18 protein-coding genes and 3 tRNA genes are annotated in these 26,579 nt (G+C 62.5%); 8 read left to right on the top strand and 13 right to left on the bottom strand.

The window, feature by feature from the left end:
- Nucleotides 1-88: 88 nt before the first annotated feature.
- The 7 genes from V8P77_RS23835 to V8P77_RS23865 form a co-directional block, all read right to left on the bottom strand.
- On the bottom strand, nt 89-544 hold the full coding sequence (locus V8P77_RS23835) for a DUF983 domain-containing protein (protein WP_335914523.1): 456 nt from the start codon (nt 542-544) through the stop codon (nt 89-91).
- 122 nt (nt 545-666) lie between these two features.
- Nucleotides 667-3,039 (bottom strand): ribonuclease R, encoded by a 2,373-nt coding sequence (gene rnr / locus V8P77_RS23840; RefSeq protein WP_335914524.1) that lies wholly within the window; start codon nt 3,037-3,039, stop codon nt 667-669.
- 1 nt (nt 3,040) lies between these two features.
- The gene (topA, locus tag V8P77_RS23845) at nt 3,041-5,695 is read right to left on the bottom strand and encodes a type I DNA topoisomerase (RefSeq protein ID WP_335914525.1); all 2,655 of its coding nucleotides are present in this window, start codon (nt 5,693-5,695) and stop codon (nt 3,041-3,043) included.
- A 249-nt stretch (nt 5,696-5,944) separates the two neighbouring features.
- Nucleotides 5,945-7,087 carry a DNA-processing protein DprA gene (gene dprA, locus V8P77_RS23850; protein ID WP_335914526.1) on the bottom strand — a complete coding sequence of 381 codons (1,143 nt, stop codon included), beginning with the start codon at nt 7,085-7,087 and terminating at the stop codon, nt 5,945-5,947.
- Complete coding sequence (gene plsY, locus V8P77_RS23855; protein ID WP_072638785.1) at nt 7,087-7,707, bottom strand: glycerol-3-phosphate 1-O-acyltransferase PlsY; 621 nt, start codon at nt 7,705-7,707, stop codon at nt 7,087-7,089. The genes dprA and plsY overlap by 1 nt, the downstream gene beginning before the upstream one ends.
- A 78-nt stretch (nt 7,708-7,785) precedes the next feature.
- Nucleotides 7,786-9,075 (bottom strand): dihydroorotase, encoded by a 1,290-nt coding sequence (locus V8P77_RS23860; protein WP_335914527.1) that lies wholly within the window; start codon nt 9,073-9,075, stop codon nt 7,786-7,788.
- Complete coding sequence (locus V8P77_RS23865) at nt 9,072-10,028, bottom strand: aspartate carbamoyltransferase catalytic subunit (RefSeq protein ID WP_151519421.1); 957 nt, start codon at nt 10,026-10,028, stop codon at nt 9,072-9,074. Before V8P77_RS23865 ends, V8P77_RS23860 begins: the two co-directional genes overlap by 4 nt.
- Before the next feature lie 179 nt (nt 10,029-10,207).
- Here V8P77_RS23865 and V8P77_RS23870 point away from each other — a divergent pair, with 179 nt between their 5' ends.
- Entirely contained in the window at nt 10,208-11,866 is a 1,659-nt protein-coding gene (locus V8P77_RS23870) for an acyl-CoA dehydrogenase family protein (protein ID WP_335914528.1), read from the top strand.
- Between the two features lie 67 nt (nt 11,867-11,933).
- On the opposite strand, the gene V8P77_RS23875 is transcribed toward V8P77_RS23870, so the two are convergent.
- Together V8P77_RS23875 and V8P77_RS23880 are read right to left on the bottom strand one after the other, a co-directional pair.
- Nucleotides 11,934-12,143, bottom strand: coding sequence for a type II toxin-antitoxin system VapB family antitoxin (locus V8P77_RS23875; RefSeq protein WP_335914529.1), 210 nt, complete (start codon nt 12,141-12,143; stop codon nt 11,934-11,936).
- 144 nt (nt 12,144-12,287) lie between these two features.
- Entirely contained in the window at nt 12,288-15,161 is a 2,874-nt protein-coding gene (locus V8P77_RS23880) for an Rne/Rng family ribonuclease (RefSeq protein ID WP_335914530.1), read from the bottom strand.
- A 623-nt stretch (nt 15,162-15,784) separates the two neighbouring features.
- Between V8P77_RS23880 and V8P77_RS23885 the strand changes: the two genes are divergently transcribed.
- From V8P77_RS23885 to prfB, 3 genes are all read left to right on the top strand, one after another.
- Entirely contained in the window at nt 15,785-17,041 is a 1,257-nt protein-coding gene (locus V8P77_RS23885) for an N-acetylmuramoyl-L-alanine amidase (protein WP_335914531.1), read from the top strand.
- A gap of 374 nt (nt 17,042-17,415) precedes the next feature.
- Nucleotides 17,416-19,875, top strand: a complete 2,460-nt coding sequence (locus V8P77_RS23890; RefSeq protein ID WP_335914532.1) for a penicillin-binding protein 1A — start codon at nt 17,416-17,418, stop codon at nt 19,873-19,875.
- Between the two features lie 99 nt (nt 19,876-19,974).
- A protein-coding gene (prfB, locus tag V8P77_RS23895) for a peptide chain release factor 2 (RefSeq protein WP_128404385.1) occupies nt 19,975-21,106 on the top strand; the annotation gives its coding sequence in 2 pieces (ribosomal slippage) (nt 19,975-20,043 and nt 20,045-21,106; 1,131 coding nt in all).
- A gap of 257 nt (nt 21,107-21,363) precedes the next feature.
- Here prfB and V8P77_RS23900 read toward each other — a convergent pair.
- The 3 genes from V8P77_RS23900 to V8P77_RS23910 are packed head-to-tail and all read right to left on the bottom strand — an operon-like array spanning nt 21,364 to nt 23,704.
- Nucleotides 21,364-22,377, bottom strand: coding sequence for an alpha/beta hydrolase family protein (locus tag V8P77_RS23900; protein ID WP_335914533.1), 1,014 nt, complete (start codon nt 22,375-22,377; stop codon nt 21,364-21,366).
- A gap of 33 nt (nt 22,378-22,410) precedes the next feature.
- A complete protein-coding gene (locus V8P77_RS23905; RefSeq protein ID WP_335914534.1) occupies nt 22,411-22,926 on the bottom strand; it encodes a hypothetical protein in 516 nt (171 codons plus the stop codon).
- A 4-nt stretch (nt 22,927-22,930) separates the two neighbouring features.
- A complete protein-coding gene (locus tag V8P77_RS23910; protein ID WP_017959976.1) occupies nt 22,931-23,704 on the bottom strand; it encodes an NAD kinase in 774 nt (257 codons plus the stop codon).
- Nucleotides 23,705-23,862: 158 nt separating this feature from the next.
- On the opposite strand from V8P77_RS23910, the gene V8P77_RS23915 reads away from it, so the two are divergent.
- Both V8P77_RS23915 and V8P77_RS23920 read left to right on the top strand, forming a co-directional pair.
- Nucleotides 23,863-23,938: transfer RNA gene (locus V8P77_RS23915), tRNA-Thr, on the top strand.
- Between the two features lie 305 nt (nt 23,939-24,243).
- Complete coding sequence (locus V8P77_RS23920; RefSeq protein WP_027665401.1) at nt 24,244-24,591, top strand: hypothetical protein; 348 nt, start codon at nt 24,244-24,246, stop codon at nt 24,589-24,591.
- Nucleotides 24,592-25,132: 541 nt separating this feature from the next.
- Here the strand turns inward: V8P77_RS23920 and rlmB are convergent.
- The gene (rlmB, locus tag V8P77_RS23925) at nt 25,133-26,023 is read right to left on the bottom strand and encodes a 23S rRNA (guanosine(2251)-2'-O)-methyltransferase RlmB (RefSeq protein WP_335914535.1); all 891 of its coding nucleotides are present in this window, start codon (nt 26,021-26,023) and stop codon (nt 25,133-25,135) included.
- Between the two features lie 201 nt (nt 26,024-26,224).
- On the opposite strand from rlmB, the gene V8P77_RS23930 reads away from it, so the two are divergent.
- Nucleotides 26,225-26,309 (top strand) — tRNA-Tyr (locus V8P77_RS23930).
- Between the two features lie 24 nt (nt 26,310-26,333).
- A tRNA-Gly gene (locus V8P77_RS23935) sits at nt 26,334-26,407 on the top strand.
- The last annotated feature ends 172 nt before the right edge of the window (nt 26,408-26,579 follow it).

Raw genomic sequence — 26,579 nt, forward strand, 5'->3', positions numbered from 1 at the left:
GGTCTTGAGGATCGTCGGCTCCCGCATTTGGGTGGTGGTCGGTGGAGGGCTGGCACTACACGTTAAATATGTCTGGAAGGTGAAGGCGCTAATTCGGCCGGCCGGGGATGTCAAAATCGTCCGGACCGTCGCTCTCGCCACCGAAGCCGTGCATGCGCAGCGCCCATTGCAGGCCGATGACGCCGCCCTTGATCGGCTGGATCGAGGCAAGCGCGGTGATGACGGTGATCGGCGCCCAGATGGCCAGATGGACCCAGACCGGCAGCACGAAGGTCAGGTCGGTCAACATATAGCCGCCGACCACGACGTGGCCGAGGACGAGGATGACGATATAGGGCGGCAGGTCGTCGGCGCGTTGGTGATGCATCGCCTCGCCACAAGCGGCGCAATGATCGACCGGCTTCAGGAAGGCGCGAAAGAGCTTGCCGTTGCCGCAGGCCGGGCAGCGGTTCATCAGCCCGCGCATGATGGAGCGCCCAAGCGGACGCTCGACCTCGGGCGTATCGCCGTAGCGGGCGGCGGCCGGATCGGTCGGTGTGCTCATCGCATGTTCCTCTTCGGATCTAAAACACGTCGCGCGAAACTCTGCAGCGGTTTCGCGATAACGACATGCGTGAAAACAAGGACCTATAGCGCGGGAGCCAATCTGAAAGATTGCGACGCGCTTTAGTGCCGTCCGCGCGGCGGCCTCGTTCCAGGTTTCTTGCGAACCTGGCCCCTGTCGCGGCGCCCCGCCTTGTGGAAGGAACGCACCGCCGCCGGCATTTCGCGGCCCTCGCTGACCATCTCGAAACGCAGTGCGCCGGCAAGCGGGATCGCTTCGGCAAGTTTCACGGTGACGCTGTCGCCCAGGCGATAGCCAAGCCCGGTCTTTTCACCGGAGAGTGCCTGATGCGCCTCGTCATAGATGAAATAGTCGCTGCCGAGCGTAGATATAGGGACGAAACCGTCGGCGCCATAGTCTGGCAGGGCGATAAAAAGCCCCGATTTCGTTACGCCCGAAACCCGCCCGGCAAATTCCTCACCGACGCGGCCGCTGAGGTGGTGGGCGATCAGCCGGTCGACAGTTTCGCGCTCGGCTGCCATGGCCCGGCGCTCGAAGGTCGAGATTTCGGCGGCGATATCGTCGAGCGCTGCCTCTTCTTCGGGCGTGATGCCGCCTTCGCCGAAGCCGAGCGAGCCGACGAGGGCGCGATGCACGATGAGGTCGGCATAACGGCGGATCGGCGAGGTGAAGTGGGCATATTTCATCAGGTTGAGGCCGAAATGGCCGATATTCTCCGGGCCGTAGATCGCTTGGCTCTGCGAACGCAGCACCATCTCGCTCACCATGGTCTGATGCGGCGTGCCGTCCGCCTTCGCCAGAATGCCGTTGAAGTTGTTGGCGCGCATGTTGCCGCCCTTGGCAAGCGAGATGCCGAGCGTGGCCAGGAACTCGCGCAGGATTTCCTGCTTGGCAAGCGTCGGGCCGTCATGGATGCGGTAGATCAGCGGCTGACGCTTCTTTTCGAGCGTCTCGGCGGCGCAGACGTTCGCCTGGATCATCATCTCTTCGATCAGCTTATGCGCATCGAGCCGTGGCGGCACGACGACCCGGTCGACAGTGCCGTCGGGCTTCAGCAGGATTTTGCGCTCCGGCATATCGAGTTCCAGTGGCTGGCGCCGGTCGCGTCCGCGCTTCATCACCTCATAGGCGTGCCAGAGCGGCTTCAGGATCGGCTCAAGCATCGGTCCAGTCTGATCGTCCGGTTTCCCGTCGATGGCTGCCTGCGCCTGCTGGTAGGAGAGCTTGGCGGCACTCTTCATCATGATGCGATGGAAAGTGTGGCCGATCTTGCGGCCTTCCCCGGAAAAGCTCATGCGCACGGCGAGCGCCGGGCGGTCGACGCCTTCTTTCAGCGAGCAGAGATCGTTGGAGATGCGCTCCGGCAGCATCGGCACGACACGATCAGGGAAATAGACCGAGTTGCCGCGCTTCAGCGCCTCGCGGTCGAGCGGCGAATTGGGTCGGACATACCAGGAGACGTCGGCGATCGCGACGGTGACGAGGACGCCGCCGGGATTGTCGGACGAGGGATCGGGCTCGGCATAGACGGCGTCGTCATGGTCCTTGGCGTCGGCGGGGTCGATGGTGATCAGCGGCACGTCGCGCCAATCCTCGCGATGCGACATGCTGGCGGGCCTTGCGGCCTCCGCCTCGGCAATGACGGCCGGCGGGAAGACATGCGGGATGCCGTGCGCATGGATCGCGATCATCGAGATCGCCTTTTCCGAACCGACGGAACCGACGACGGAAAGCACCTTGGCACGCGGCAGGCCGAAACGGCCGAGACGGGCGATTTCGACTTCGACCAGATCGCCGTCTGTGGCGCCGCCGGTGAAGTCGGGATCGATGACCATCTCCTCGCCGCGCCGTTCGATCGGCAGCAGCCGGCCGCCGCCGCCGGGTGCTGTGCGGAAAACGCCCATCGAGGCGCCGCGGCGCCTGTCGATCACCTTGATGATCCGCGCCGTATAGGCCGGTCCGCCGCGATCGACAGCCGGGAAGATCTTCGCCAGGATGCGGTCGCCGAGCCCGGCGACGGGCGCCTTGCCCTTGCCCTGGCGGCCTGCCGGCGATTGCTGGCGGATGGCGACGGCGGGTGCCACGCCCTGGTCCTCCGGCCATTCCGCCGGCCGGCCGATCAGATCGCCGTCCTTGTCGCGTGTGGTAATATCGAGAACGGTGACAGGCGGCAGCGCACCGGGACGGATCAGGGACTTGCGGTTCTTCTGCAGCATGCCTTCCTGCTCGAGCTCCTGCAGCATCTGCTTGAGCTCGACCCGGCTGTCGCCCTTCAGGCCGAAAGCCTTGGCGAGTTCACGCTTGGACGCTTTCTGCGGATGATCGGCGATGAAGCGCAGGATCACCTCGCGCGAGGGCAGGGCGCCGTGGACGATGTTCAGCGGCTCGACGGCGGGAGCATCCTTGCCGGCGCGGCCGGTCTTGCCCGGGCGCTTGCCCGCAGGGTTCGTTCTCTCGCGCGGTATTCTGCTCACGTCAGCCCTTTTTCGATTTCGCGGGCGCTTTCGCCTTCGTTGCCTTCGGTTTGGCGGCCGTCTTGGTGCTCTTGGCTTCGGCGGCTGCGGCCTTCGGCTTGGCTTTCGCCTTGGCCGTCTTGCCCGCAGGGGTCTTGCCGGCCTTCTCGGCGATCAGCACAAGCGCCTCCTCGACGGTGATCGCCTGCGGATCCTTGCCCTTCGGCAGCGTGGCGTTGACCTTGCCCCAATTGACATAAGGGCCGTACTTGCCGTCGCGAACGGTGATGGCGCCGCCATCAGGATGATCGCCGAGCGTCTTCAGCGCCGCCGGCGTGCCGCGCGCACCCCGCCCTGGGGCCTGTTTCGCCTTTTCGGCGATAACAGTTACGGCGCGGTTGAGCCCAACCGAGAACACGTCCTCGACGGTTTCCAGATTGGCGTAGGAGCCGTCGTGCAGGAGGAACGGCCCATACCGGCCGATGCCGGACGAGATCATCTTGCCCGATTCGGGATGTTTGCCGATATCGCGCGGCAGCGAGATCAGCGCCATCGCCTTTTCATAATCGATGTCCTCCGGCTTCCAGCCCTTCGGCAGCGAAGCGCGTTTGGCTTCCTTGCCGTCGCCGCGCTGGATATAGGGGCCGAAGCGGCCGGAACGCAGCGTCAGCTCCTCGCCGGTCGTCGGATCGGTGCCGAGGTTCTTCGGCTCGTTGAGCGCAGCACCGTCTGCCTCTCCGCCGTTTTCGGAGGAAAGCTGGCGGGTGTAGTTGCAGTCCGGATAGTTCGAGCAGCCGACGAACGCGCCGTATTTGCCGAGCTTCAGCGACAGGTTGCCGGTGCCGCAGACCTGACAGATGCGCGGGTCGCTGCCGTCCTCCCGTTTCGGGAAGACGAGGGGTGCCAGTGCCTCGTTCAGCGAATCCAGCACGTTGGTGACGCGCAGTTCCTTGGTGTCCTCGATCTGGGCGAAGAAATCCTTCCAGAAATCGCGCAGCACCTGCTTCCAGTTCAACTCGCCGGCGGAAATCCGGTCAAGCTTCTCTTCGAGATCGGCGGTGAAGTCATATTCGACATATTTGGTGAAGAAGCTCTCGAGGAAAGCAGTCACCAGCCGGCCCTTGGCCTGCGGGATCAGTTTGCGCTTGTCGATCGTCACATAGTCGCGGTCGCGCAGCGTCGCGAGCGTCGCGGCATAGGTGGAGGGGCGGCCGATGCCGAGTTCTTCCATCTTCTTGATCAGCGAGGCTTCCGAATAGCGCGGCGGCGGTTCGGTGAAATGCTGCGTCGAATTGATCTTCTGCTTGGCGAGCGCCTCGCGCGCATTGATCTCCGGCAGGCGGCCATCCTCGTCGCCGTCGTCGCTCTGCTCGCCATCTTCCTTCTGGTCGGTATAGGCGGCGATGAAACCATCGAAGCGGATGACCGAACCGACGGCGCGCAGACCGGCCTTCTCTCCCTTGTTGTCGGCGGTGATTTCAGCCGTCGTACGCTCGATCTCGGCCGACGCCATCTGGCTGGCGATACCGCGCTTCCAGATCAGCTCGTAGAGCCGGATCTGGTCGGCATCGAGGAATTTGCGCACACGGTCGGGCGAGCGGTAGAAATCGGTCGGGCGGATCGCCTCGTGCGCCTCCTGGGCGTTCTTCGCCTTGGTCGAGTAGAAGCGCGGCTTTTCCGGCATGTAGCGCTCGCCGAACTGGTCGACGATGGCGCTACGCGCCGCGTCGATCGCCTCTGGCGCCATCTGCACGCCGTCGGTTCGCATATAGGTGATGAGACCGACCGTCTCGCCGCCGATATCGACGCCCTCATAGAGCCTTTGCGCGATCTGCATGGTGCGCGAAGCGGAGAAGCCGAGATTGGAGGAGGCGGCCTGCTGCAGCGTCGAGGTCGTAAACGGCGGTCCCGGGTTGCGCTTGACCGGTTTCGCCTCGACCGTGTCGACGACATAACTCGCACCTTCGAGCAACGCCTTCAGCCGGCCGGCATCCTCGCCGTTGCCGATTGCCCGCGGCTGCAGCCGTTTGCCGTTCGCCGAAACCAGTCTTGCCTCGAACTCGTCGCCGCGCGGCGTCTTCAGAAGCGCCGAGATGTTCCAGTATTCTTCCGAAATGAAGCGCTCGATCTCGGATTCACGGTCGCAGACGAGGCGAAGCGCTACCGATTGGACGCGGCCGGCCGAACGTGCGCCGGGCAGCTTGCGCCACAGTACCGGCGAAAGATTGAAGCCGACGAGATAATCGAGCGCGCGGCGCGCGAGATAGGCATCGACTAGCGGCACGTCGATGTCGCGCGGATCGGCCATCGCGTCGAGCACCGCCTTCTTGGTGATCGCATTGAAGACGACGCGCTTGACCGGTTTACCGTTCAGCACGCGCTTCTTGTTCAGCATGTCAAGAACGTGCCAGGAAATCGCTTCGCCTTCGCGATCCGGGTCGGTCGCGAGAAACAGGCCATCGGCGGACTTCACCGCGTCGGCAATGTCCTTCATCCGCTTGGCGGAGGCGCTGTCGACCTCCCAAAGCATTTCGAAATCCTGATCAGGAAGAACTGAGCCGTCCTTGGCAGGCAGATCGCGCACATGGCCGAAGGAGGCGAGCACTTTGTATCCCGGACCCAGATACTTATTGATCGTCTTGGCCTTGGCAGGCGATTCCACCACTACAACATTCATGATGATTCTCTAAAAAGGAAACGACGCCAGCGTTGAAGCCAGCGCGACACACACCGCAACATGGATATCGGCCCTCCGACATGGACAGGGAAATCGCCGCGGTCAAGGGGTTTGCTACAATTTTACCTCTTGTGTCTTCTGCAGCCGAAGGGAGAGTATCGATAGAATACAATTATAGATAGTCTGTCGAAGGTTTTCGACTCAGGGTTCGGCAATTCGCAAAGCCGCCGCCTGATGTCGTACCCAGGTTCAATCGGAAAGCGAGACGAGACCGCCCTGATGCCGGTGCAGCCTGCCTGATATATCGAGTTCCAGAAGGATGAGATAGACCGCGGATGCCGCGAGGCCGGTATGGCGGATGACGTCGTCGATCTCGACCGGCGTCGGCCCGAGCGCATCCATGATGCGGTTTCGATCGGAATCGCCGGGTGGCACCGACATTGCCTTGCCGTCAGGTGCCGGTTTCTCCGCCATCGATGATGGGAACAGGTCGAATTGCGCAAGCGGCGCCAGGGCCTCGATGACATCGGCGGGTGCGGTGACGATCGAAGCGCCGTCCTTCAGCAGGCCGTTGGTGCCATGGCAGCGCGGATCGAGCGGCGAGCCGGGCACGGCAAACACCAGGCGGCCGAACTCGCCGGCAAGCCGCGCCGTGATCAGCGAGCCCGAACGCGTCGCCGCTTCGATGACGACGAGGCCGAGCCCGATGCCGGCGATCAGCCGGTTTCGGCGTGGGAAGTCGCGGGCGCGGGGTTCCCAGCCGAAGGGCATCTCGCTCACCGCCAGACCATTGCCACCGGTTATCTCTTCGAGCAGGCCGATATTCTCCGGCGGGTAGGGCTGGTCGAGGCCGCCGGCGAGTGCTGCGATCGTGCCCGTGTCGAGGCTTGCCCGGTGGGCTGACGTGTCGATACCGCGTGCCAGGCCGGAGACCACGGTGTAACCCGCCCGGCCGCAGTCACGCGCCACCATCGCTGCGAATTTCGCGCCTGCGATCGAGGCGTTGCGCGAGCCGACGATACCGACGGCCGGTCGTTTGGCAGCGGCCAGCGCTCCCTTGACGGCCAGAAGCGGCGGCGCGCCGTCGATCTGCTTCAGCGCTTGTGGATAGTCCGGTTCACCGATGCCGACGAAGCGGGCGCCGAAGCGACGCGCCGCCTCCAGCTCCCGATGCGCCTCGGCCTCGCTGGCGATGCGGATTGCCCGTGTGGCGCCGCCGCGCGCCGAAAGCTCCGGCAGTGCGGCAAGTGCTGCCTCGGCCGAACCGAAATGATTGATGAGGTCACGAAAGGTGGCAGGGCCGACATTGTCGGAACGGATAAGGCGCAGCCAGGCAATTCTTTGCCGCTCGGTCAGCACGACGCCTTTTGGCCCGGCGCTCAGCGCATCCATTATCCCTTTGCCCCGATCTTGCTTTCCGTCCCGCCCATCAGGCGCGAAATATTCGCCTTGTGCTTCCAGTAGGAGATGAGGGTCATGATCGCCATCACAGCCGCAACCTTTTCGTTGCCCAGTATCCACAAGGCAACTGGAATGACAAGCATGGCAACCAGCGCCGACAGCGAGGAGTAGCGGGTGGTGAAGGCGACTGCCAGCCAGACGGCGGCGAAGAGCACGACCATGATCGGCGCGACGCCGAGCAGGGTGCCGATATAGGTGGCGACACCTTTGCCGCCCTTGAAGCCGATCCAGACCGGAAAGAGATGGCCGATGAAGGCGAAGAAGCCGGCGATGATCGCGGCTTCCTCACCGAGGAAATAGCCGACGACCCAGGCCGCGGCCGATGCCTTCAGCGCATCGAGCAGCAGCGTCGCCGCGGCGAGCGTCCGGTTTCCTGTTCTCAGCACATTGGTCGCGCCGATATTGCCGGAGCCGATGCTGCGCACGTCGCCGAGGCCGGCGGCGCGCGTGAGGATCAGGCCGAACGGTATCGAGCCGAAGAGATAACCGATAACGGCGGCGGCAAGCGCGATCGGCAGCGTGATCTGCCATGACATGAGATTGGATAACATATGCCCCCTCAGCCTCTCCGTGGCCTATCCTTGAGTCAGCCTTCTCCCGCTGGGGGATGGACGGCGATCGTGTCGGTTCTAAATTGCGTGGACAAGCTTTCCCGAGACGTATGTCGCGACCGCCCGCCCACTGAAGCGTGCATCCTCGAACGGCGTATTCTTCGAGCGGGAGAGAAGCATGTCTTTGGCGACAAGCCAAGGCTCATCGAGATCGATCAGCGCGATATCGGCCGCAGCGCCCGGCTTCAGCGTGCCGGCATTCAGGCCGAAAATCTGAGCGGGGCGGGTCGACATGGCGTCGATCAGGCGCATCAGGCTCACCTGGCCGCCATGATGAAGTCTGAGCGCTGCCGCCAGCATGGTTTCGAGGCCGATCGCGCCATCCTCGGCCTCGCCGAAGGGCAGGCGCTTCGTATCGACGTCCTGCGGGTCGTGCGAGGAGACAACGATATCGATCGCACCGCTCGCAAGGGCGTCGGCCATCGCCACCCGGTCGTCTTCCGGGCGCAGCGGCGGATAGAGCTTGAAGAAGGTGCGGTATTCGCCGATGTCGTTTTCGTTGAGCGCAAGATTGTTGATCGAGATGCCGCAGGTCACCTTGGCGCCGCGGTTGCGGGCGCGTTCGATCGCCTCGACCGATTCCGGCACCGAGATCATCGCGGCGTGATAACGGCCACGCGTCAGCTGCGCGATCCTCAAATCGCGTTCGAGCGGGATAAGCTCGGCTTCTTTTGGAATGCCGGAAAGCCCGAGCCAGCTGGCAAAAAGCCCCTCATGCATGACGCCGTTGGCGCCGAGATATTTGTCGCGCGTCTCGCAGCAGACGACGGCGCCGAATTCGCGCGCATAGGTCATGATCCGGCGCAGCACCTGCGTGTCGTGGACACTGGAATGCGCATCGGTGAAGGCGACGGCGCCCGCCTGCATCAGCAGGCCGATCTCCGTCATCTCCTCGCCGGCAAGGCCCTTGGTGATGGCGGCTGCCGGATAGACGTTGACGGTGGCCGTATCCCGCGCCGTCTTCTTGACGAATTCGACGAGCGCGATGTCGTCGATGATGGGATCGGTGTCCGGCATCATGATGATCGAGGTGACGCCGCCGGCGGCCGCCGCCCGGCTCGCCGAGGCGATCGTCTCGCGGTGTTCGCCGCCGGGTTCGCCGACATGGACGCGCGCATCGACGAGGCCGGGGGTCGCCACAAGGCCCGTGCAGTCGCGGATGACGGCGCCATCAGGTGCGCCCTGGTTCTGCGCCTTGTGGCCGGCGGCGAGAATCATGCCGTTTTCGGCTATGATCGTCCCGACCTCGTCGAGATTGCGCGACGGGTCGATGATGCGGACGTTCTTAAGGACGATCGGGTTGCTCATGCCATCATTCCATCGCTGCGGGGGCCCTGGTTCTGCGAGATGAGCAGCGTCTCCATGACGGCCATGCGCACGGCGACCCCCATTTCCACCTGTTCGGCGATCACGCTCTGCGGACCGTCCGCCACTTCCGAAGCGATTTCGACGCCGCGGTTCATCGGGCCGGGATGCATGACCAGCGCATCCTCCTTCGCCGCCTTCAGCGTTTCGGCGTCGAGCCCGTAGAAGTGATAGTATTCGCGCACCGAAGGCACGAAGGCGCCTGACATGCGCTCGCGCTGCAGCCGCAGCATCATCACCACGTCGGCGTCCTTCAGCCCTTCCTTCATCGAATGGAAGACCTCGACGCCCATCTCGGCTATGCCGGCAGGCAGGAGAGTCGCGGGCGCGACGACACGGACGCGGGCGCCCATCGCATTGAGCAGCAGGATATTGGAGCGCGCCACCCGCGAATGCAGCACGTCGCCGCAGATCGCCACGATGATGCGCGAAAGCTTGCCCTTGGCGCGGCGGATCGTCAGCGCGTCGAGCAGCGCCTGGGTCGGATGTTCGTGCTGCCCGTCGCCGGCGTTGACGACCGAGCAGGAGACCTTCTGGGCGAGAAGGGCGGCCGCACCCGCGCTCGAATGCCGGATCACCAGCACATCGGGGCGCATCGCATTCAGCGTCATCGCCGTGTCGATCAGCGTTTCGCCTTTCTTCACAGAGGAATTGCCGACCGACATGTTCATGACGTCGGCGCCGAGCCGCTTGCCGGCAAGCTCGAAGGAGGCCTGCGTGCGGGTCGATGCCTCGAAGAAGAGGTTGATCTGCGTCAGCCCGCGCAGCGTCGACGTTTTCTTTTCTCTCTGGCGGCTGATCTTGACGGCCTCATCGGCCTTGTCGAGAAGATAGGTGATATCCTGCTCGGTGAGGCCTTTGATGCCGATGAGGTGGCGGTGGGGGAAAAAGACCATGACCCTGCCTCTTGCTGTCTCTGGCGGGTCTATAAAGAGTGCTGCCCGCCGGGGCAAGCTTGTGCTGTGGGCAAAGGCTTATGTCCCCATGCATTTTCGCCCGAATTCCGATAGAGCAGAATGAACCGAATCATAACTTCCGGTTTCCCTTTGCCGGGTTCTTACACTAGAAGCGAATTATGACCTCCGCCAACCGGACTGACGACAAACTCGCAGAACTCAACCAGCCGAGCCTGTGGTCCGGCATCAACGCCTATCGGTCCGATCCGCTGATCGTCGACCTGACGGCGGCCCTGCCGCGCGGCATCCGCGAAGACCTGGAAAACATGGGCCGCTACGTCACCTCGCTGGAGGCGCAGGAGATGGCGCGCATGGCCAACCAGGGCGCCCCGCAGCTGCGCACCCACGGTCCGCGCGGTGAACGCGTCGACGTCGTCGAGTTTCACCCCGCCTGGCATGCGCTGATGCGCCGCTCCATGTCGGTCGGCCTGCATTCCTCCGTCTGGGATCCCCAGGCCGATACCGAGGCCAAGGACGAGGCCCACAAGGTTCGCGCCGCGCGGTTTTATCTGACGTCGCAGCTGGAATCCGGCCATCTCTGCCCGCTGACGATGACGAGCGCCTCCGTTGCGGCGCTCTCGGCTTCGCCCGCGGTCCAGAAGGACTGGGCGCCGAAAATTCTCTCGCGCAAATATGATTCGTCGAACAAGCCCGCCATGCAGAAATCCGCCGTGACCATCGGCATGGGCATGACGGAAAAGCAGGGCGGAACGGATGTGCGCGCCAACAGGAGCGCTGCCGAAAAGGTCAGCGAGGGCATCTACCGGCTGTCCGGACACAAATGGTTCATGTCCGCGCCGATGAGCGATGCCTTCATCATGCTGGCGCAGACGAAGGAGGGCATGGGCTGCTTTCTTGTGCCGCGCCTTCTGGAGGATGGCTCCGCCAACGGTCTGCAGTTCCAGCGGCTGAAGGACAAGGTCGGCAACCGCTCCAACGCCTCTTGCGAGGTCGAATTCTCAGACACGTTCGGTTTCCTGCTCGGGGGGCCGGACGCCGGCATCCGCACCATCCTCGACATGGTGACGCTGACCCGGCTCGACTGCGCGCTGGCCTCGTCAGGCATGATGCGCGCCTCGCTCGCCGAAGCCGTGCACCACACCCGCGGCCGCAGCGTCTTCGGCAAGATGCTCGTCAACCAGCCGATCATGACGCGCGTGCTCGCCGACATGGCGCTCGATGTCGCCGCCGCGACGGCACTCTCCTTCCGTCTTGCCGATGCCTTCGACAAGGCGCGCGGCAATGCCGAGGAAGCAGCCTATGCCCGCGTCATGACGCCGGTGGCCAAATACTGGTGCTGCAAGATCGCGCCGGCGCTGATCTACGAAGCGATGGAATGCATCGGCGGCAACGGCTACATCGAAGAGCGCCCGATCGCCCGCCATTACCGGGAGGCTCCGGTGAACGCCATCTGGGAAGGCTCCGGCAACGTCATGGCGCTCGACGTGCTGCGCGTGCTGAACCGCGGCAAGGATCTGTTCGAAACGGTCTTCGCCGGCCTTGCCCGCGATCTCGGCCCTGCCGGCAAGAAGACGATCGACGTGCTGCGCGCCGCAATCGCGCTTTGCGAACAGGACGAGGGTGCCGCGCGCCTGCTCGTCGAGCAGCTGGCGCTCGCCGCCGGTGCAGCCGAACTCTATCGCCTTGGGGCAGGGCGCATTGCCGATGCCTTCATCGAGACGCGTCTTGCCGGCGGCTGGCGCTCCACCTACGGCATGCTCGATTCCCGCTTCGACGCCAGCTACATCGTCGACCTGCTCTATCCCCCGGCCGCCTGATCGCAAGCAGGGGCAGGCGATCCCAAGGCCGAGACGCTCGGCCATCGGATCGAACTGTCGACGACGATCACCTTGTATCGTCCGACAGGTCGTGACGTATCTCGTCGAGGTCGTCTTCCCAGCCTATCCCCGCGAGATCTGCGATCGCATTTTTCCGCCGGTGCTTCTCGACAAGATTTCGCAAAGCCTGCTCGACAGTGGCCTTTTTCGTTGCCAATCCCGCGGCGGTCATTGCCGCGTCGAGCAAGGCATCATCGATATCGATATTCGTCCGCATGATCGCGCCCCATATGTGATCATCATAGAAGATACATATCCACGTCACGGCGGTTCAAGCTCGGCGACGATGCCGTTACCATAAACGAAAATCCGGCCGCGTAGCCGCGGCCGGATTTCAGTGTTTACGTCCGAAAATCAGCGTTCAGAAGAAGCCACGGCGCTGCCACCAGCCGGCTTTCTTCGGCTTGCCGTCATCGCCTTCGCCATTCTCGACGCGGGTGGATTTCACCGTTGGCTCGGAGGAGGAGATGTTGGATTCGCGGTTGGCGCGAACCGGCTTTGCTTCCTCCTGAACTGATGTTTCGAGATCGGCGGAGGCTTCCACCAATTCCGGTTCGGCCTCGGCCACAGGGGCCGTCTCTGCAACCGGTTCCTCGACCGGCGCTGCGGCCGGTTTGCGGCGGCCGCGGGCACGGGCGGGCTTTACCTCTTCGGTTATGACAGGCACGCTCTCGACGGCTGCCATCGCGGCCTGGCCTTCGTCGGCCTGTTCGGCAATCGCCTCGACCGCTACGGCTTCGCTCGGAGCGCCGTCGTTCGAAACGTCGTCGCCTTCGTCCTCACCGCCGCCATTGTCTTCACCGGCTTCGCCAGCCGTCAGTTCGGAGCCATCCTCGGCGCGATTGCGGCGGCCGCCACGCTTGCCGCGACGGCGGCGCTTGCGGCGCTGCGATTCCTCGCTTTCAGCGCGTGTCTCGGGCGTGGCCTCGGTGTTTTCATCACCTTCGCCGCCCTCGTCGTCACCGTCCTCATCCTCGTCGCCGGCTTCGCCTGCCGCTGATAGGGGTTGTTCGGCATTGCCGTTGCGGCCGCGGCGGCGCCTGCGGCGCTTGCGCTTGCGGTTGCCGTCAGCGTCGCCTTCCGCGCGTGCCGCGACGGGCCGCTCGGAAACGACCGGCTTTTCCTCAAGTTCCTCGTCTTCCTCCTCATCCACTTCGATGACGATATCGTCGTCGTCATCCTCGGGAATAGCTGCGAAGTTGAAGAGGGTTTCGATCTTGACCGGGTTTTCCACCGGTTCGCCGCGATCGATCGCGAAATGTTGCGCACCGACCGAGCCGTCCGCATCGATGATGATCGCAACGCCGAAGCGGCTCTCATAATCGACGATCGTCTGGCGCTTGTGGTTGAGCAGGTAGAGCGCGATGTCAGGCGTGGTGCGCACGGTGATGTTGTGCGTGGTGTTCTTGAGCAGATATTCTTCGATGCCGCGCAGGACATGCAGGGCGACGGAAGACTGCGAACGCACATGGCCGCTGCCGCCGCAATGCGAGCAGACCTGCGTGGTCGATTCGAGAACCGAAGCGCGGATGCGCTGGCGCGACATTTCGAGCAGGCCGAAATGCGAGATCCGGCCGACCTGGATGCGGGCGCGGTCGTTCTTCAGGCATTCCTTCAGCTTCTTCTCGACGGCGCGGTTGTTGCGCTTCTCTTCCATGTCGATGAAGTCGATGACGATCAGGCCGGCAAGGTCGCGAAGGCGAAGCTGGCGGGCGACTTCGTCTGCAGCCTCGAGGTTCGTCTGCAGCGCAGTGTCCTCGATCGAATGTTCGCGGGTCGAGCGGCCGGAGTTGACGTCGATCGAGACCAGCGCTTCGGTCTGGTTCATGATCAGGTAGCCGCCGGACTTCAGCGTCACCTGCGGCTGCAGCATGCGGTCGAGCTGAGCCTCGATGCCGGAACGCGAAAAGATCGGATGGATGTCGCGGTAGGGCTGAACCACCTTGGCATGGCTCGGCATCAGCATCTTCATGAAGTCTTTCGCTTCACGATAGCCTTCTTCGCCGGAAACGATGACTTCGCTGATATCCTTGTTGTAGAGATCGCGGATCGAACGCTTGATCAGCGAGCCTTCCTCATAGACGAGGCAGGGAGCGGTGGACGCCAGCGTCAGCGTGCGCACATTCTCCCAGAGGCGCATCAGATATTCGAAGTCGCGCTTGACCTCGACCTTGGTGCGGTTGGCACCGGCGGTGCGAAGGATGACGCCCATGCCCTGCGGCACCTCGAGCAGGCGCGCAATTTCCTTCAGGCGCTTGCGGTCGGCAGGATTGGTGATCTTGCGGGAAATGCCGCCGCCGCGCGCCGTGTTCGGCATCAGCACCGAATAGCGGCCGGCGAGCGAGAGATAGGTGGTAAGGGCTGCACCCTTGTTGCCGCGCTCTTCCTTGGCGACCTGCACGAGCAGGATCTGGCGGCGCTTGATGACTTCCTGAATGCGGTACTGCTTGCGCGGCTTGCGCTGCACGCGGTCCGGCACTTCTTCCATCGCGTCTTCGGCGCCGACGGATTCGATGACTTCCTCTTCGCCGTGATCGTCATCGTCGTCGTCGTCATCGTGGCGACGCTTGCTGGTATCGACGTCCTCGGAAATCGAGTCGGTTTCCACCATCGCAGCCATCGCGCCGCCGGTCGAACCGTCATCCTCATTGTCGACGCTCGAAGCGCCTTCGGCTTCGACGTCTGTGGGAACAGCATCCTCGGTCGCGGTCGTTTCGGCAACCGGTTCTACGACCTTCTTGCGGCTGCGGCGCGGCCTTGCCTTCTTGGCCGGCGCTTCCTCGGTGGCCTCGGGTGATGCCGCGGCCTCTACCGCTGCGGTCTCTTCCGTTGCGGCAGCCGTTTCCGGCGCCTCTGCCGGAACGATACCCACATCCGGCTGATCCTGTTTGGAAAGATCGACCATCGGCGCGGTTTCGACATGCTCGACGTCTTCGTCGCGGCGATGCTCCTCGGCCTCGGCCCGAAGCAGTGCCTGACGGTCGGCAAGCGGTATCTGATAATAGTCGGGATGGATTTCGGCGAAGGCCAGGAAGCCGTGCCGGTTGCCGCCGTAATCGACGAAGGCGGCCTGCAGCGAGGGTTCGACCCTCGTTACCTTTGCAAGATAGATGTTGCCGCGGATCTGCTTCTTGTGCTGGGACTCGAAGTCAAATTCTTCTATGCGGTTCCCGCGAACGACAACGACGCGCGTCTCTTCCTCGTGAGACGCATCGATAAGCATTTTGTCTGCCATGTAAGCTGTGCTCCTCGGCGTGGCCGCGAGAGCGCATTCCCGACTGCTGTTGAGACAGAAAGAATGCGGTCCACTGTGGCCGCGCCGGATAATGAAAGTCGCGCCTGATGCGAGGGGGAGGGCAGCAGCCAGACCGCAGCCGGAACCATTTCGGTCCGGGGCCTGTACACTTCAGATAAAACCTGCTGCGAAACCATCAACAACCAAGCGTGATCGACAAATACGAAGACCCGTTCGGGTCCGATGAGTTTGCTCCCTGAGAGCGTGGTGGCTGATCCACCAATGAATTCCGACAATAAGCCGGAAAATCAGGATCCAGTTCTAGGGATGAAGCGCATGAGACGGCGGACGATGACCGGTGTGGCGCCAGGTCCTGATCTGGCTGGCAGCCTTTGCGGCGACTCTATCCCGTCAACACTTTACCCTGAAATTCGTTGTATGTTTTCTGTGTCACAATAGCAAGGGAAAAGCCAAATGTGCCATAATATTGATGGATTTCGCAACGCATACAAACTGGGGATAAAGTGATCGCGATTCGGCAGGCTGCAGCGGGTGTTTCGTCACAGGACGTTGGCCGCAGCCGCGTCGGGTCCATCGCAATACAGATAGGGTGTGGCGGTTTATTGTTTAAGAGGGCTCGGATCGCGGCGAAATCCGCAGCGCGGCGATCGACATTCGCAAGGCGGGTTCTGGCGGCGCTTCTGGCTGCTAGTCTGCTGCCGGCCGCTGCCAGTTCTGTCGAGGCCAGGGATCCGCTGCTTGCCTATGGCGCGCGCATCGTCGGCGACGATGCAAGGACCCGCATCGTCATCGATTTCGATCGCGAGCCGCGTTTCTCCGTCCACTATATCGCCAATCCGGAACGCATCGTCGTTGACTTGCCGGCGACCGCCTTCGGTTTTCCGGCGAAGGATCTTGCCGCCCGCGGCCTGTTCAAGGATATCCGCTACGGCAAGATGGACGAAGAGAGCGCCCGCATCGTGCTGACGACGGCAGGGCCGGTGAAGCTGGCGCTTGCCAAGGTGCAGGCCGATGAGACGGGCAACGGCCATCGCCTCGTGCTCGATGCGGAGATGATCGACAAGAAGGCCTTTGCCGAACTGGTGAAGACGCAATCCTGGAGCAATCGGACTGAGGCGGCTCAGACGACGAGCGCCATTCCGGCACCGCAAAAGACTGCGCCCGGCGATTTCGTCATCGCCGTCGACGCCGGCCATGGCGGCATCGACACCGGCGCGATCGGCGTCGACACCAAGACCGAGGAAAAGCAGGTGACGCTCGCCTTCGCCAAGGCCTTGACCGACCGGCTGAACAAGGAACCGGGCATCAAGGCTTTCCTGACGCGCGAGGACGACGAGTTCCTGTCGCTTTCGCAGCGTGTGCTGATCGCCCGCCAGAACCATGCCGGCCTGTTCATTTCGCTGCATGCCGATACGCTGAAGCAGAAGGATATCCGCGGCGCAACCGTCTACACGATCTCCGACAAGGCATCCGACAAGCTCGCCGCCGACCTTGCCGAACGTGAAAACCTCTCCGATCAGATCGCCGGCAAGGAGACGATCGCCGAGCCGCCCGAGGTCGCCGACATCCTGCTCGATCTGACGCGGCGTGAGACGCAGGCCTTCTCGATCTCGCTGGCCGAGAGCGTGCTGAATTCTTTCAAGGATCAGGTCGGCACCATCAACAATCCGCACCGTCATGCCGGCTTCCGCGTACTGCAGGCCCCTGACGTGCCGTCGATCCTTCTTGAGATCGGGTTCCTCTCGAATGCCGAGGACGAGAAACTGCTGCTCGACGAGGCCTGGCGTGGCAAGATCGCCGGTCTCCTGACCGACGCAATCAAGCGATACCGCGCCGCCGTCATGGCGAATGGCGGCTGACGGCCGCCGCCCAAAATCTGTAGCGGTTGCGGCACGGCGGCCCTATAAAAACAAAGATTCATAAAAACAGAGATTTAAGTGCGCCGCATGAATCAAATTCTGAGCAAGATACCTCAGATTGGCGGCGGGAACGGGCGTTGCTTGGATGTGACAGTTCTAATGAAACGCCGCCACAGCCGTGAATGCGGCGCAGACAGCCCTATTTTGCTCACATTCGCGCCGTTACTCCGGCTTATGTTTCGTAAGCCTTGAGCGCGGAATCGGCTTGTGGCGGTAGCGCTCATGGAGTAAGCCGCGCAACGTGCAAATTGCCTTGATCTGTACAATCGTTGCGTCTGCGCCGATTGAAGATCGAAAAGACCGGTAGCTGATATATGGTTAGACTTTTTGGATATTTCTTCGGAATGGCCTGCGTCCTGTTTCTGGTCGCGGCGGCGGGTATTGCCATCTATCTCGCCAATGTCGCGAAGGATCTTCCGGACTATGCCGTTCTGAACAGCTACGCGCCGCCGGTGACGACCCGCGTCCATGCCGGCAACGGCGCTTTGATGGCCGAATATGCCAAGGAAAAGCGTCTCTTCCTACCGATCCAGGCGGTTCCCGACCGTGTGAAGGCGGCTTTCCTGTCGGCCGAAGACAAGAATTTCTACAATCATCCGGGCGTCGATCTCACCGGTCTCGGCCGCGCAATCCTCGTCAACCTGCAGAATTTCGGTTCCGGCCGCCGCCCGGTCGGCGCCTCCACAATCACCCAGCAGGTGGCCAAGAACTTCCTTTTGAGCTCGGACCAGACGATCGACCGCAAGATCAAGGAAGCGATCCTCTCCTTCCGCATCGAGCAGGCCTACAGCAAGGACAAGATCCTCGAACTCTACCTGAACGAGATCTTCTTCGGTCTGAATTCCTATGGCATCGCCGGCGCAGCACTCACCTATTTCAACAAATCCGTCACCGAACTGACCGTCGCCGAAGCCGCCTATCTGGCATCGCTGCCGAAGGGGCCTGCCAATTATCATCCGTTCCGCCATCCGGAAGCTGCACTCGAGCGTCGCAACTGGGTGATCGACCGCATGGTCGAGAACGGCTATGTCAGCCAGCCTGACGGCGAGGAAGCCAAGAAGCAGCCGCTCGGCGTCACCGCCCGCACCACCGGCCCCTCGCTCTTTGCTTCGGATTATTTCGCCGAAGCCGTGCGCCGCCAGCTGATCGACCAGTACGGCGAAAAAGTCCTCTATGAGGGCGGCCTTTCGGTGCGCACGTCGCTCGATCCGCAGATGCAGCTCGCCGCTCGCAAGGCGCTGCAGGACGGTCTGGTCACTTACGACGAGCGCCGCGGTTTCCACGGCCCGATCAAGCAGATCGACGCAAGCGGTGATTGGGGCAAGGCGCTAGCCGATATCCCCGCATTGTCCGATGTGCCGGAATGGCGGCTTGCCGTGGTGCTCGCCGTGTCAGACAGCACCGTCGACATCGGCCTGCAGCCGGCCAAGGATGGCAGCGGCAAGGTTGCGGCCGATCGCCAGCGCGGCACGATCGACGCCAAGAACATGCAATGGGCCTTCCGTTCGGCCGACGGCGGCCGCAAGACCACGAAATCGCCGGTCGGCGCCGTAGCCCCTGGTGACGTTGTCTATGTCGCAAAGCTCGGTGACGACGCGTCGACCTCCTATCGCCTGCAGCAGCCGCCGAAGGTGCAGGGTGGCCTGGTCGCCATGGATCCGAAGACCGGCCGCGTGCTCGCCATGGTCGGCGGCTTCTCCTATGCCCAGTCCGAATTCAACCGCGCCACCCAGGCGATGCGCCAGCCGGGCTCCTCGTTCAAGCCCTTTGTCTACGCCGCGGCGATGGACAATGGTTATACGCCGGCTTCGGTCATCATGGACGCGCCGATCGAAATCGTCTCGGGCGGCCAAGTCTGGAGGCCGGAAAACTATGGCGGCGAATCCGGCGGCCCGTCGACGCTGCGTTCGGGCATCGAGCATTCGCGCAATCTGATGACGGTGCGCCTCGCCAACGATCTCGGCATGAACATCGTCGCCGAATATGCCGAGCGCTTCGGCATCTACGATCACATGCTGCCGGTTCTTTCCATGTCGCTCGGCGCCGGCGACACGACAGTGCTGCGCATGGTCTCGGCCTATTCGGTCATCGCCAATGGCGGTAAGCAGATCAAGCCGACATTGATCGACCGCATCCAGGACCGCTACGGCAAGACGATCTTCAAGCATGAGGAGCGTCTGTGCCAGGGCTGCAATGCCGGTGACTGGCAGAACCAGGAAGAGCCGAATGTCGTCGACAATCGCGAAACCGTTCTCGATCCGATGACCGCGTACCAGATCACCTCGATGATGCAGGGCGTCATCCAGCGCGGCACCGCTGCCGGCAAGATTGATCTCGGCGGTCGCGACGTCGCCGGAAAGACCGGCACCACCAATGACGAGAAGGATGCCTGGTTCGTCGGCTTCACGCCGGATTTGGTCGCAGGCCTCTATATGGGCTTCGATACGCCAGGCCCGCTCGGCCGTGGCGGCACCGGCGGCGGTCTCTCTGCCCCGATCTTCAACGAATTCATGCAGGCGGTCGTCAAGGATACGCCGGAATCGAAATTCGTCATTCCATCAGGCATGAACCTAATCCCGATCGACCGCAAGACCGGCATGGCGGCTGGCGAAGGCGATCCGAACACCATCATCGAGGCCTTCAAGCCTGGCACCGGCCCGGCCGACAGCTTCTCCGTCATCGGAATGGACAGCACCATGGCGCCGGAGGAAATCCTGAAGACCTCGCCGCAGGCGAACCAGGCCGTCCAGACCGGCACGCCCGGCCTGTTCTGACGAGACCTGAATTTGTACGCCCGTCGCGGGCCTTTACATCCGCGGCGGGCGTCTCTATGTCACCAGCACCTAAGAAGACCGATACAGAGAAGCAGGAAAATGCGAGCGGAAATCGAAAACGTGGTCGATGAAACCAAGCAGGCTATCACCCTGCTGAGGAGGCATCTTTGACTGGGACCAGGCGATAAGACGGCTGGACTGGTTGAACAACAAGGCAGAGGATCCGAACCTCTGGAACGACGCTTCCGAAGCGCAGAAGCTGATGCGCGAACGCCAGCAACTCGATGACGGCATCAACGGCGTCAAGCAGCTCGAGCAGCAGCTGAACGACAATATCGAGCTGATCGAGCTTGGCGAGGAAGAGGGCGACCAGAGTGTTGTCAAGGAAGCCGAAGACACCCTGAAGGCTTTGAAGGCCGAGGCCGGGCGACGCCAAGTGGAAGCCATGCTCTCCGGCGAAGCCGATGGCAACGACACCTATCTCGAAGTCCATTCCGGCGCCGGCGGCACCGAAAGCCAGGACTGGGCGAACATGCTTTTGCGCATGTACACCCGCTGGGCCGAACGCCAGCGCTTCAAGGTCGAGCTTCTCGAAGTCCATGACGGCGAAGAGGCGGGCATCAAGTCCGCGACCCTGCTCGTCAAGGGCCACAATGCCTATGGCTGGCTGAAGACCGAATCGGGCGTGCACCGGCTGGTGCGCATCTCGCCCTACGACAGCAATGCGCGCCGGCACACCTCCTTCTCGTCGATCTGGGTCTATCCGGTTGTCGACGACTCGATCCAGATCGAGATCAACGAAAGCGACTGCCGCATCGATACCTATCGTTCGTCGGGCGCCGGCGGGCAGCACGTCAACACCACCGACTCGGCCGTGCGCATCACGCATATCCCGACGGGCATCGTCGTGCAGTGCCAGCAGGAGCGCTCGCAGCACAAGAACCGCGCCAAGGCGTGGGACATGCTGCGTGCCCGCATGTATGAAGCCGAACTGAAGAAGCGCGAGGACGCCGCCAGCGCCGAAGCCGCTTCCAAGACGGAGATCGGCTGGGGTCACCAGATCCGCTCTTACGTCTTGCAGCCCTATCAGATGGTCAAGGACCTGCGCACCGGTGTCGCCAGCAGCGCGCCGGATGACGTTCTCGACGGCGACCTGAACGAGTTCATGGAAGCAGCACTCGCTCACCGCATCAGCGGCGCCGCCGACGCGGTCGTCGAGGATGTCGACTGATAGGGTGCAGACGCGAAAGCCCTGAAAACGGGGCCAATTCGTCATATTCGGTGCTGTCCGGTTCGCGCGGGTAGTTGCCCCTCACCCTAACCCTCTCCCCGTAAACGGGGCGAGGGGACGTGCCCTGCGAGATCGAGAGGGGAACGGAAAGGTTGCGGCATTGTCCCTTCGCCCCGTTTACGGGGAGAAGGTGGCGGCAGCCGGATGAGGGGCTGATTTCGGCGATGTCGGCGGACTTTTCTTTGCTTTTCTTTTGCTCAGGCGATGACGTCGCTATCTCGAAACAGCGCTGCCGAAAGATCGGCGATCTCTTCATGAACGGCTGCGCGCTCGATGCCTGGGGGATCGGTAAAGAGTTCTGCCGCAAAAGCGAGGCCGAGCGCCGTGCCCTCTGGCACGAAGACATAATGTCCAAGGCCGCCACCGAAGATTTTAAGAGCGCTGCGCCGGAGCCGCGCATGCAGCCACGACGAACATTCTTCGGCGGGTGCCGCCCGGTCGGCATCGCCGACCAGGACAAGGGCAGGCACATCAACCGCTTTCAGGCTTTCCTCGCTGAAGCCGAGAACGGACCGGCCCGGCGCGCAGATGAGTGCGGCCTTGATTCTGTCGTCTCGGTAAGACTCCGACATCCGGGACCACGAATCGCGAAACACATCGCTGGTGCGCAGCAATGCCGGGATATGATCGGCAAGGTCGGGAAATTCCCTCGGTCCGCGCGCGCCACCCGGCTTCATCCTGGACGGTTCGAACTGCGAGAACTGGGCGACAGCGCCAAGCAGCAGCGTCACGCTATAGGCCCCGGCCGAAAATCCCGCTGCGAAGACGCTGTTCGTATCGATGTGGCCTGAGAAATCGCTGAGCCACGCATCGCAATGGTCGAGCATGTAGCTTAGATCAGGCGCCCGTTCCCAAAGGCAGGCGAAGCCATCAGCGCGATAGGGCTCGATGCCGGTATTGCCGTGATGGCTGACGCCGAGCGCTGCAGATCCGCGTTCTACCAGGCGTCGCGCCAGCCACTCCAGTCCGGCCGCGGATCCGCCGGTGCCATGCGACAGAAGGACAAGGGGATAGGGCACGGCCTCCGGTCGGATCGGTGCATTGCGGGCGACGGCCGCTTTCTGGAACCAGCTTCTTTCCGGGATCTCGCTTTCCCGCGCATCATCGGCGGCGGGGTACCAGAGGGACCAGTTGATGGGTCTGGGACCGGCGGCATCCCAATCCGACCTTTTCTCGTCGTAGAGAACGCCGTCACGAAAGCCCAGTTTCATTGCCCGGATGCCCCTTTGAACACGTCCCAGCCGTTAATTCGTCGCCTTCTCGACGGTGATGTCGCCGAATTCGTCGATCAGCACGGTCCAGCCATCCGGCTCCGCGGCAGGGTCTGTCTTCAGATAGACCGTGGCGAAGAGCCCTGGTTGCTTGATGATGCCGTTCGAATTCTCAGGGCGGATATCGGTCACGTAAGGCTTCAGTTCGCTGAATTCCTGCAGTTCGATGGTCGAGGCGATCGCCGGACCGGTCTCGGTCTGGGCAATCTGCTGCAGATAGACCTTCGAGGTCCTGTCCGGCTGGCGCACGGCAAAGAGCTTGTAGTAGCCGTGGCGCTGCGCCCCTTCTCCTTCGGGGTTAGCAACGCTCTCGGCGCCGGTCGGCGCCCGCTCTACATCAGGTGCGTTGCCGTCGTCCTCCCAATAGCCGGTGCTGGTCGCGAAAATCACCGATGCCGGCAGGAGGGCATCCTGCGCCGGCGCGGCCTCCGCCGTGGCGCTCCATCCCACAAGCAGGAGGCTGGTCATCAATATCCGTCGCATTGCCATCGTCTCAATCCTTGAACTGCTCGGCGAGAATACGGTCGGACCAGGAGCGGTCGGGATCAGAAAGAATGCGCGCCGTCACATGCTCCGACTGGGCGATGCGGATATGCAGCACCGACTTGACCTCGGTATTGTCGGCCACTGCGTTGACCGGCCGCTTCTCCGGCTCGAGAATGTCGATATCGACGGTCACCTTGTTCGGCAGCAGAGCGCCCCTCCAGCGCCGCGGCCTGAAAGCGCTGACCGGCGTCATGGCAAGCAGCGGCGCCTCGAGCGGCAGGATCGGGCCATGGGCGGAAAGATTATAAGCCGTCGATCCGGCAGGTGTCGCCACCATCAGCCCGTCGCAGATCAGTTCCTCCAGCCGGACGCGCCCGTCCACCATGACCCTCAGGTTAGCGGCCTGATAGGACTGGCGAAAAAGATAGACCTCGTTGATGGCGAGCGCCGTCGAGTTGGTGCCGTCGGCGTTGGCCGTCGTCATCTGCAATGGCCGAAAGACGTTTTCGACGGCGACGCAGATGCGCTCCTGAAGCTGGTCGGTCCGATAATCGTTCATCAGGAAACCGACCGAGCCGCGATTCATGCCGTAAACCAGCTTGCCGGAATTCATGGTGTTGTGCAGCGTCTGCAGCATGAAACCGTCGCCGCCGAGCGCGACGATGACGTCGGCTTCGTCTGCCGGGACGTCGCCATAGATGCCAATCAACTCCTCGCGCGCGGCAAGCGCCTCCGTCGTTGGTGAGGCGAGAAAGGAAAGCGTCTGAAATGAACGGCCCATGCAATGCCCTTTATGATGCTGCCCTAGCTAAAGGATAAAGGCCTTGCGCGACAAGGACGTTTTCTATCGCGAAGTGTTTTGAGCTGCAGCCGACCTGCCCGCGCGGTCGCGGATTTCCCCTTTACAGAATCACAGAATCTGCTAGTTGGGCAACTATTGCCCTTGTAGCTCAGTTGGTAGAGCACCTGATTTGTAATCAGGGGGTCCCGGGTTCGAACCCTGGCGGGGGCACCAGCCTACGCTCTGTGAGCTTCGGCTCGGCGAGCCGAAGAGAGCAGCTAAGTGGAGGCTGTCGCGTCGTAGTTCCGTCAGGAACGAAGGCGGACTGGTTCCAGAATGATCCGATTAGCTGCACCATCTTTTCCCCACGATACCGTCTGCTACCCCATAGTCTGGGTTCGATGCTGTTTGGCTCAATCGCACCGGCAGACTTTTCAGAAGGTTCATATCGGTTGATGAACCGCGCGTGAAGGGCTGCTTCAGCGCCAATTCAGCCGCGCCCGCCTATCTTCGCCTCATCATCAATGAGGAAACAGCCCGTGAAGCTCGCACATCTCTTTCTTGCCGCAACCATTTCCGTCGGTGCGGCTTTCGCGTCCGTCGCACCGGCGGCCGCCATGCCGGCCGAGCGGCCAGCGGTGACGGCGCAGGGCGATATCGTTCAAATTCGTGATGGCTGGCGAGGTGATCGCGACCGCGACGACCGTGGCTGGCGACGTGATCGCGACCGTGACGATCGTGGTTGGCGTCATGAGCGCGATTGGCGCCGGTCCGACTGGCGCGATGATCGCCGTCATTGGCGGCGGTGGCGTGCCGAGCGTTGGCAGGAGCGCCGCGAGTGGCGCGATCGCGATCGCGGCATGCCGTTCTGGCTCTACCGCAGCTGACGATAACGGCCCGGATCATCCGGGCCGTTACTTTAATGAGTGACGGGCTCGTTGACGCTCGCCTCGATCCTGATCTCCGTCCGCGTTCCTGCCAGAATTATTGCACCGGTCCCGGCGTCGCGGGGCCGGGCACTATCGGTGACAGGGGATCGGGCTGGTGGACGGGGTGCGACGTGTCCACCCAAATGATGCTGAGGATAATCACGACGAAGACCGCGATGAAGAGGATACCGAAAATCAGCGGTCGAATGGCCATGATAGGGATCGTTCCTTCTTGCTTCTGAGCCGGTCGCTGTGACCAATCATTGGCCGATCATAGTGCTCCGGGGTGTCATTCCAAGGCAAAAGTGGATTTTTCTGGCATCGGAGCCGGACTGCGGCAGCGGCGGACGAGCGAAAGCGGCCTGCCGCCTTCCAGAGCCGCGAGCGTGGGAATATAACGGATCATGACAATTCCCTATTGCCGCGACGACAGCGTCACGCGCCTTCTCAGACGCGCAAAGGACGTTGTAGCACTTTGAATGACTGCCTGCGGGCCAGCCTATGCCTTCAGGTGGAGCCGCGCCGCATAAAGCGCGATTGCCGCTGCATTCGAGACGTTGAGCGATTTGATCGAGCCCGGCATGTCGAGACGGGCAAGTGCGTTGACGGTTTCCCGCGTCTTCTGCCGAAGTCCCTTGCCCTCGGAGCCGAGCACGAGCGCCACTTTCTCGCCCGAGAAGGTGCCTTCGAGTGGCGCCGGCCCTTCCGAATCGAGGCCGATGGTGGAGAAACCGAGCTTGTGCAGTTCACCGAGCGCATCGGCGAGATTGGTGACCTGTATATAAGGTATCAGTTCCAGCGCGCCGGAGGCGGACTTGGCGAGCACGCCCGATTCGGTCGGGCTGTGTCGCTGGGTGGTGATCACCGCGCCGGCATTGAAGGCGACGGCTGAGCGCATGATCGCGCCGACATTGTGCGGGTCGGTCACCTGATCGAGGACGAGCAGGAGAGGGCTTTCCTTCAGCGCTTCAAGCCGGCGTACCGGAAGCGGCCGTGTTTCCAGCATGACGCCCTGATGGATCGCCTCGGGGCCGAGCACCTTGTCGATCTCCTGCGGAGAAACGATCTCGAAGGGCATGCCGAGCGCTTCGACGTCGACTTCGAGGCGCGCCAGCGCGTTCTGCGTCACGAACAGCTTGATCTTCTTGCGCTCGGGATTGTCGAGGGCCGCGCGCACCGTATGCAGGCCATAGAGATGCACCTGGTCGGGCGCAAGCGCCGGCGGCTTCCAGTCTTCGCCGCCGCGCTTTCGCTTCTGCGGCTGAGGCGTCGGAATCTCGCCGCGTTCGCGCTTGGCGTCACGGTGGGCGCGCCGCAGAGTGGCGTAATGTGTATCCTTGGCGGATGGGTCTGTCGCGGTCTTGCCGCCGGATTTGTTGTCTTTGCTCATGCAGCTTTATAGCCATGGCGTTCGCTGCCGCATAGGCTTTCTTTCATATGCCGGCTTTCGGTGGCGAATGAAATTTTTCGTGTTTTTTCCGTTGTCATCGTGTTGACAGACTGAAATGCTCCGGTCATATACGCGGCGCAGACGACGGGCAGCAACGCTTCGAAGTCTGACGAACTTGGTCTTGCGATCCGGACGAAAACTGGAGAGATGCCCGAGTGGTTAAAGGGGACGGACTGTAAATCCGTTGGCTCAGCCTACGTTGGTTCAAATCCAACTCTCTCCACCATTCGTCATCGGATCGGACCACCCCGCGGGTATAGCTCAATGGTAGAGCAGCAGCCTTCCAAGCTGAATACGCGGGTTCGATTCCCGCTACCCGCTCCAGTTTCCGTTACGCTACTTTATTCGACCGCTGCTGTGATAGTCCCCGAGATATCTCCGGCGCTGGCGGAGAAGCTGGCGATTGCGATTATCGACTGGTAGGGAAGGGCGCTCGACGCCGAACGTCTATAGCGCGTCTCCGGCGGTCAATGCGATTTTCTCTAAGATTTCAGCG

The organism is Rhizobium aouanii (assembly GCF_037002925.1).
Classification (GTDB): domain Bacteria; phylum Pseudomonadota; class Alphaproteobacteria; order Rhizobiales; family Rhizobiaceae; genus Rhizobium; species Rhizobium aouanii.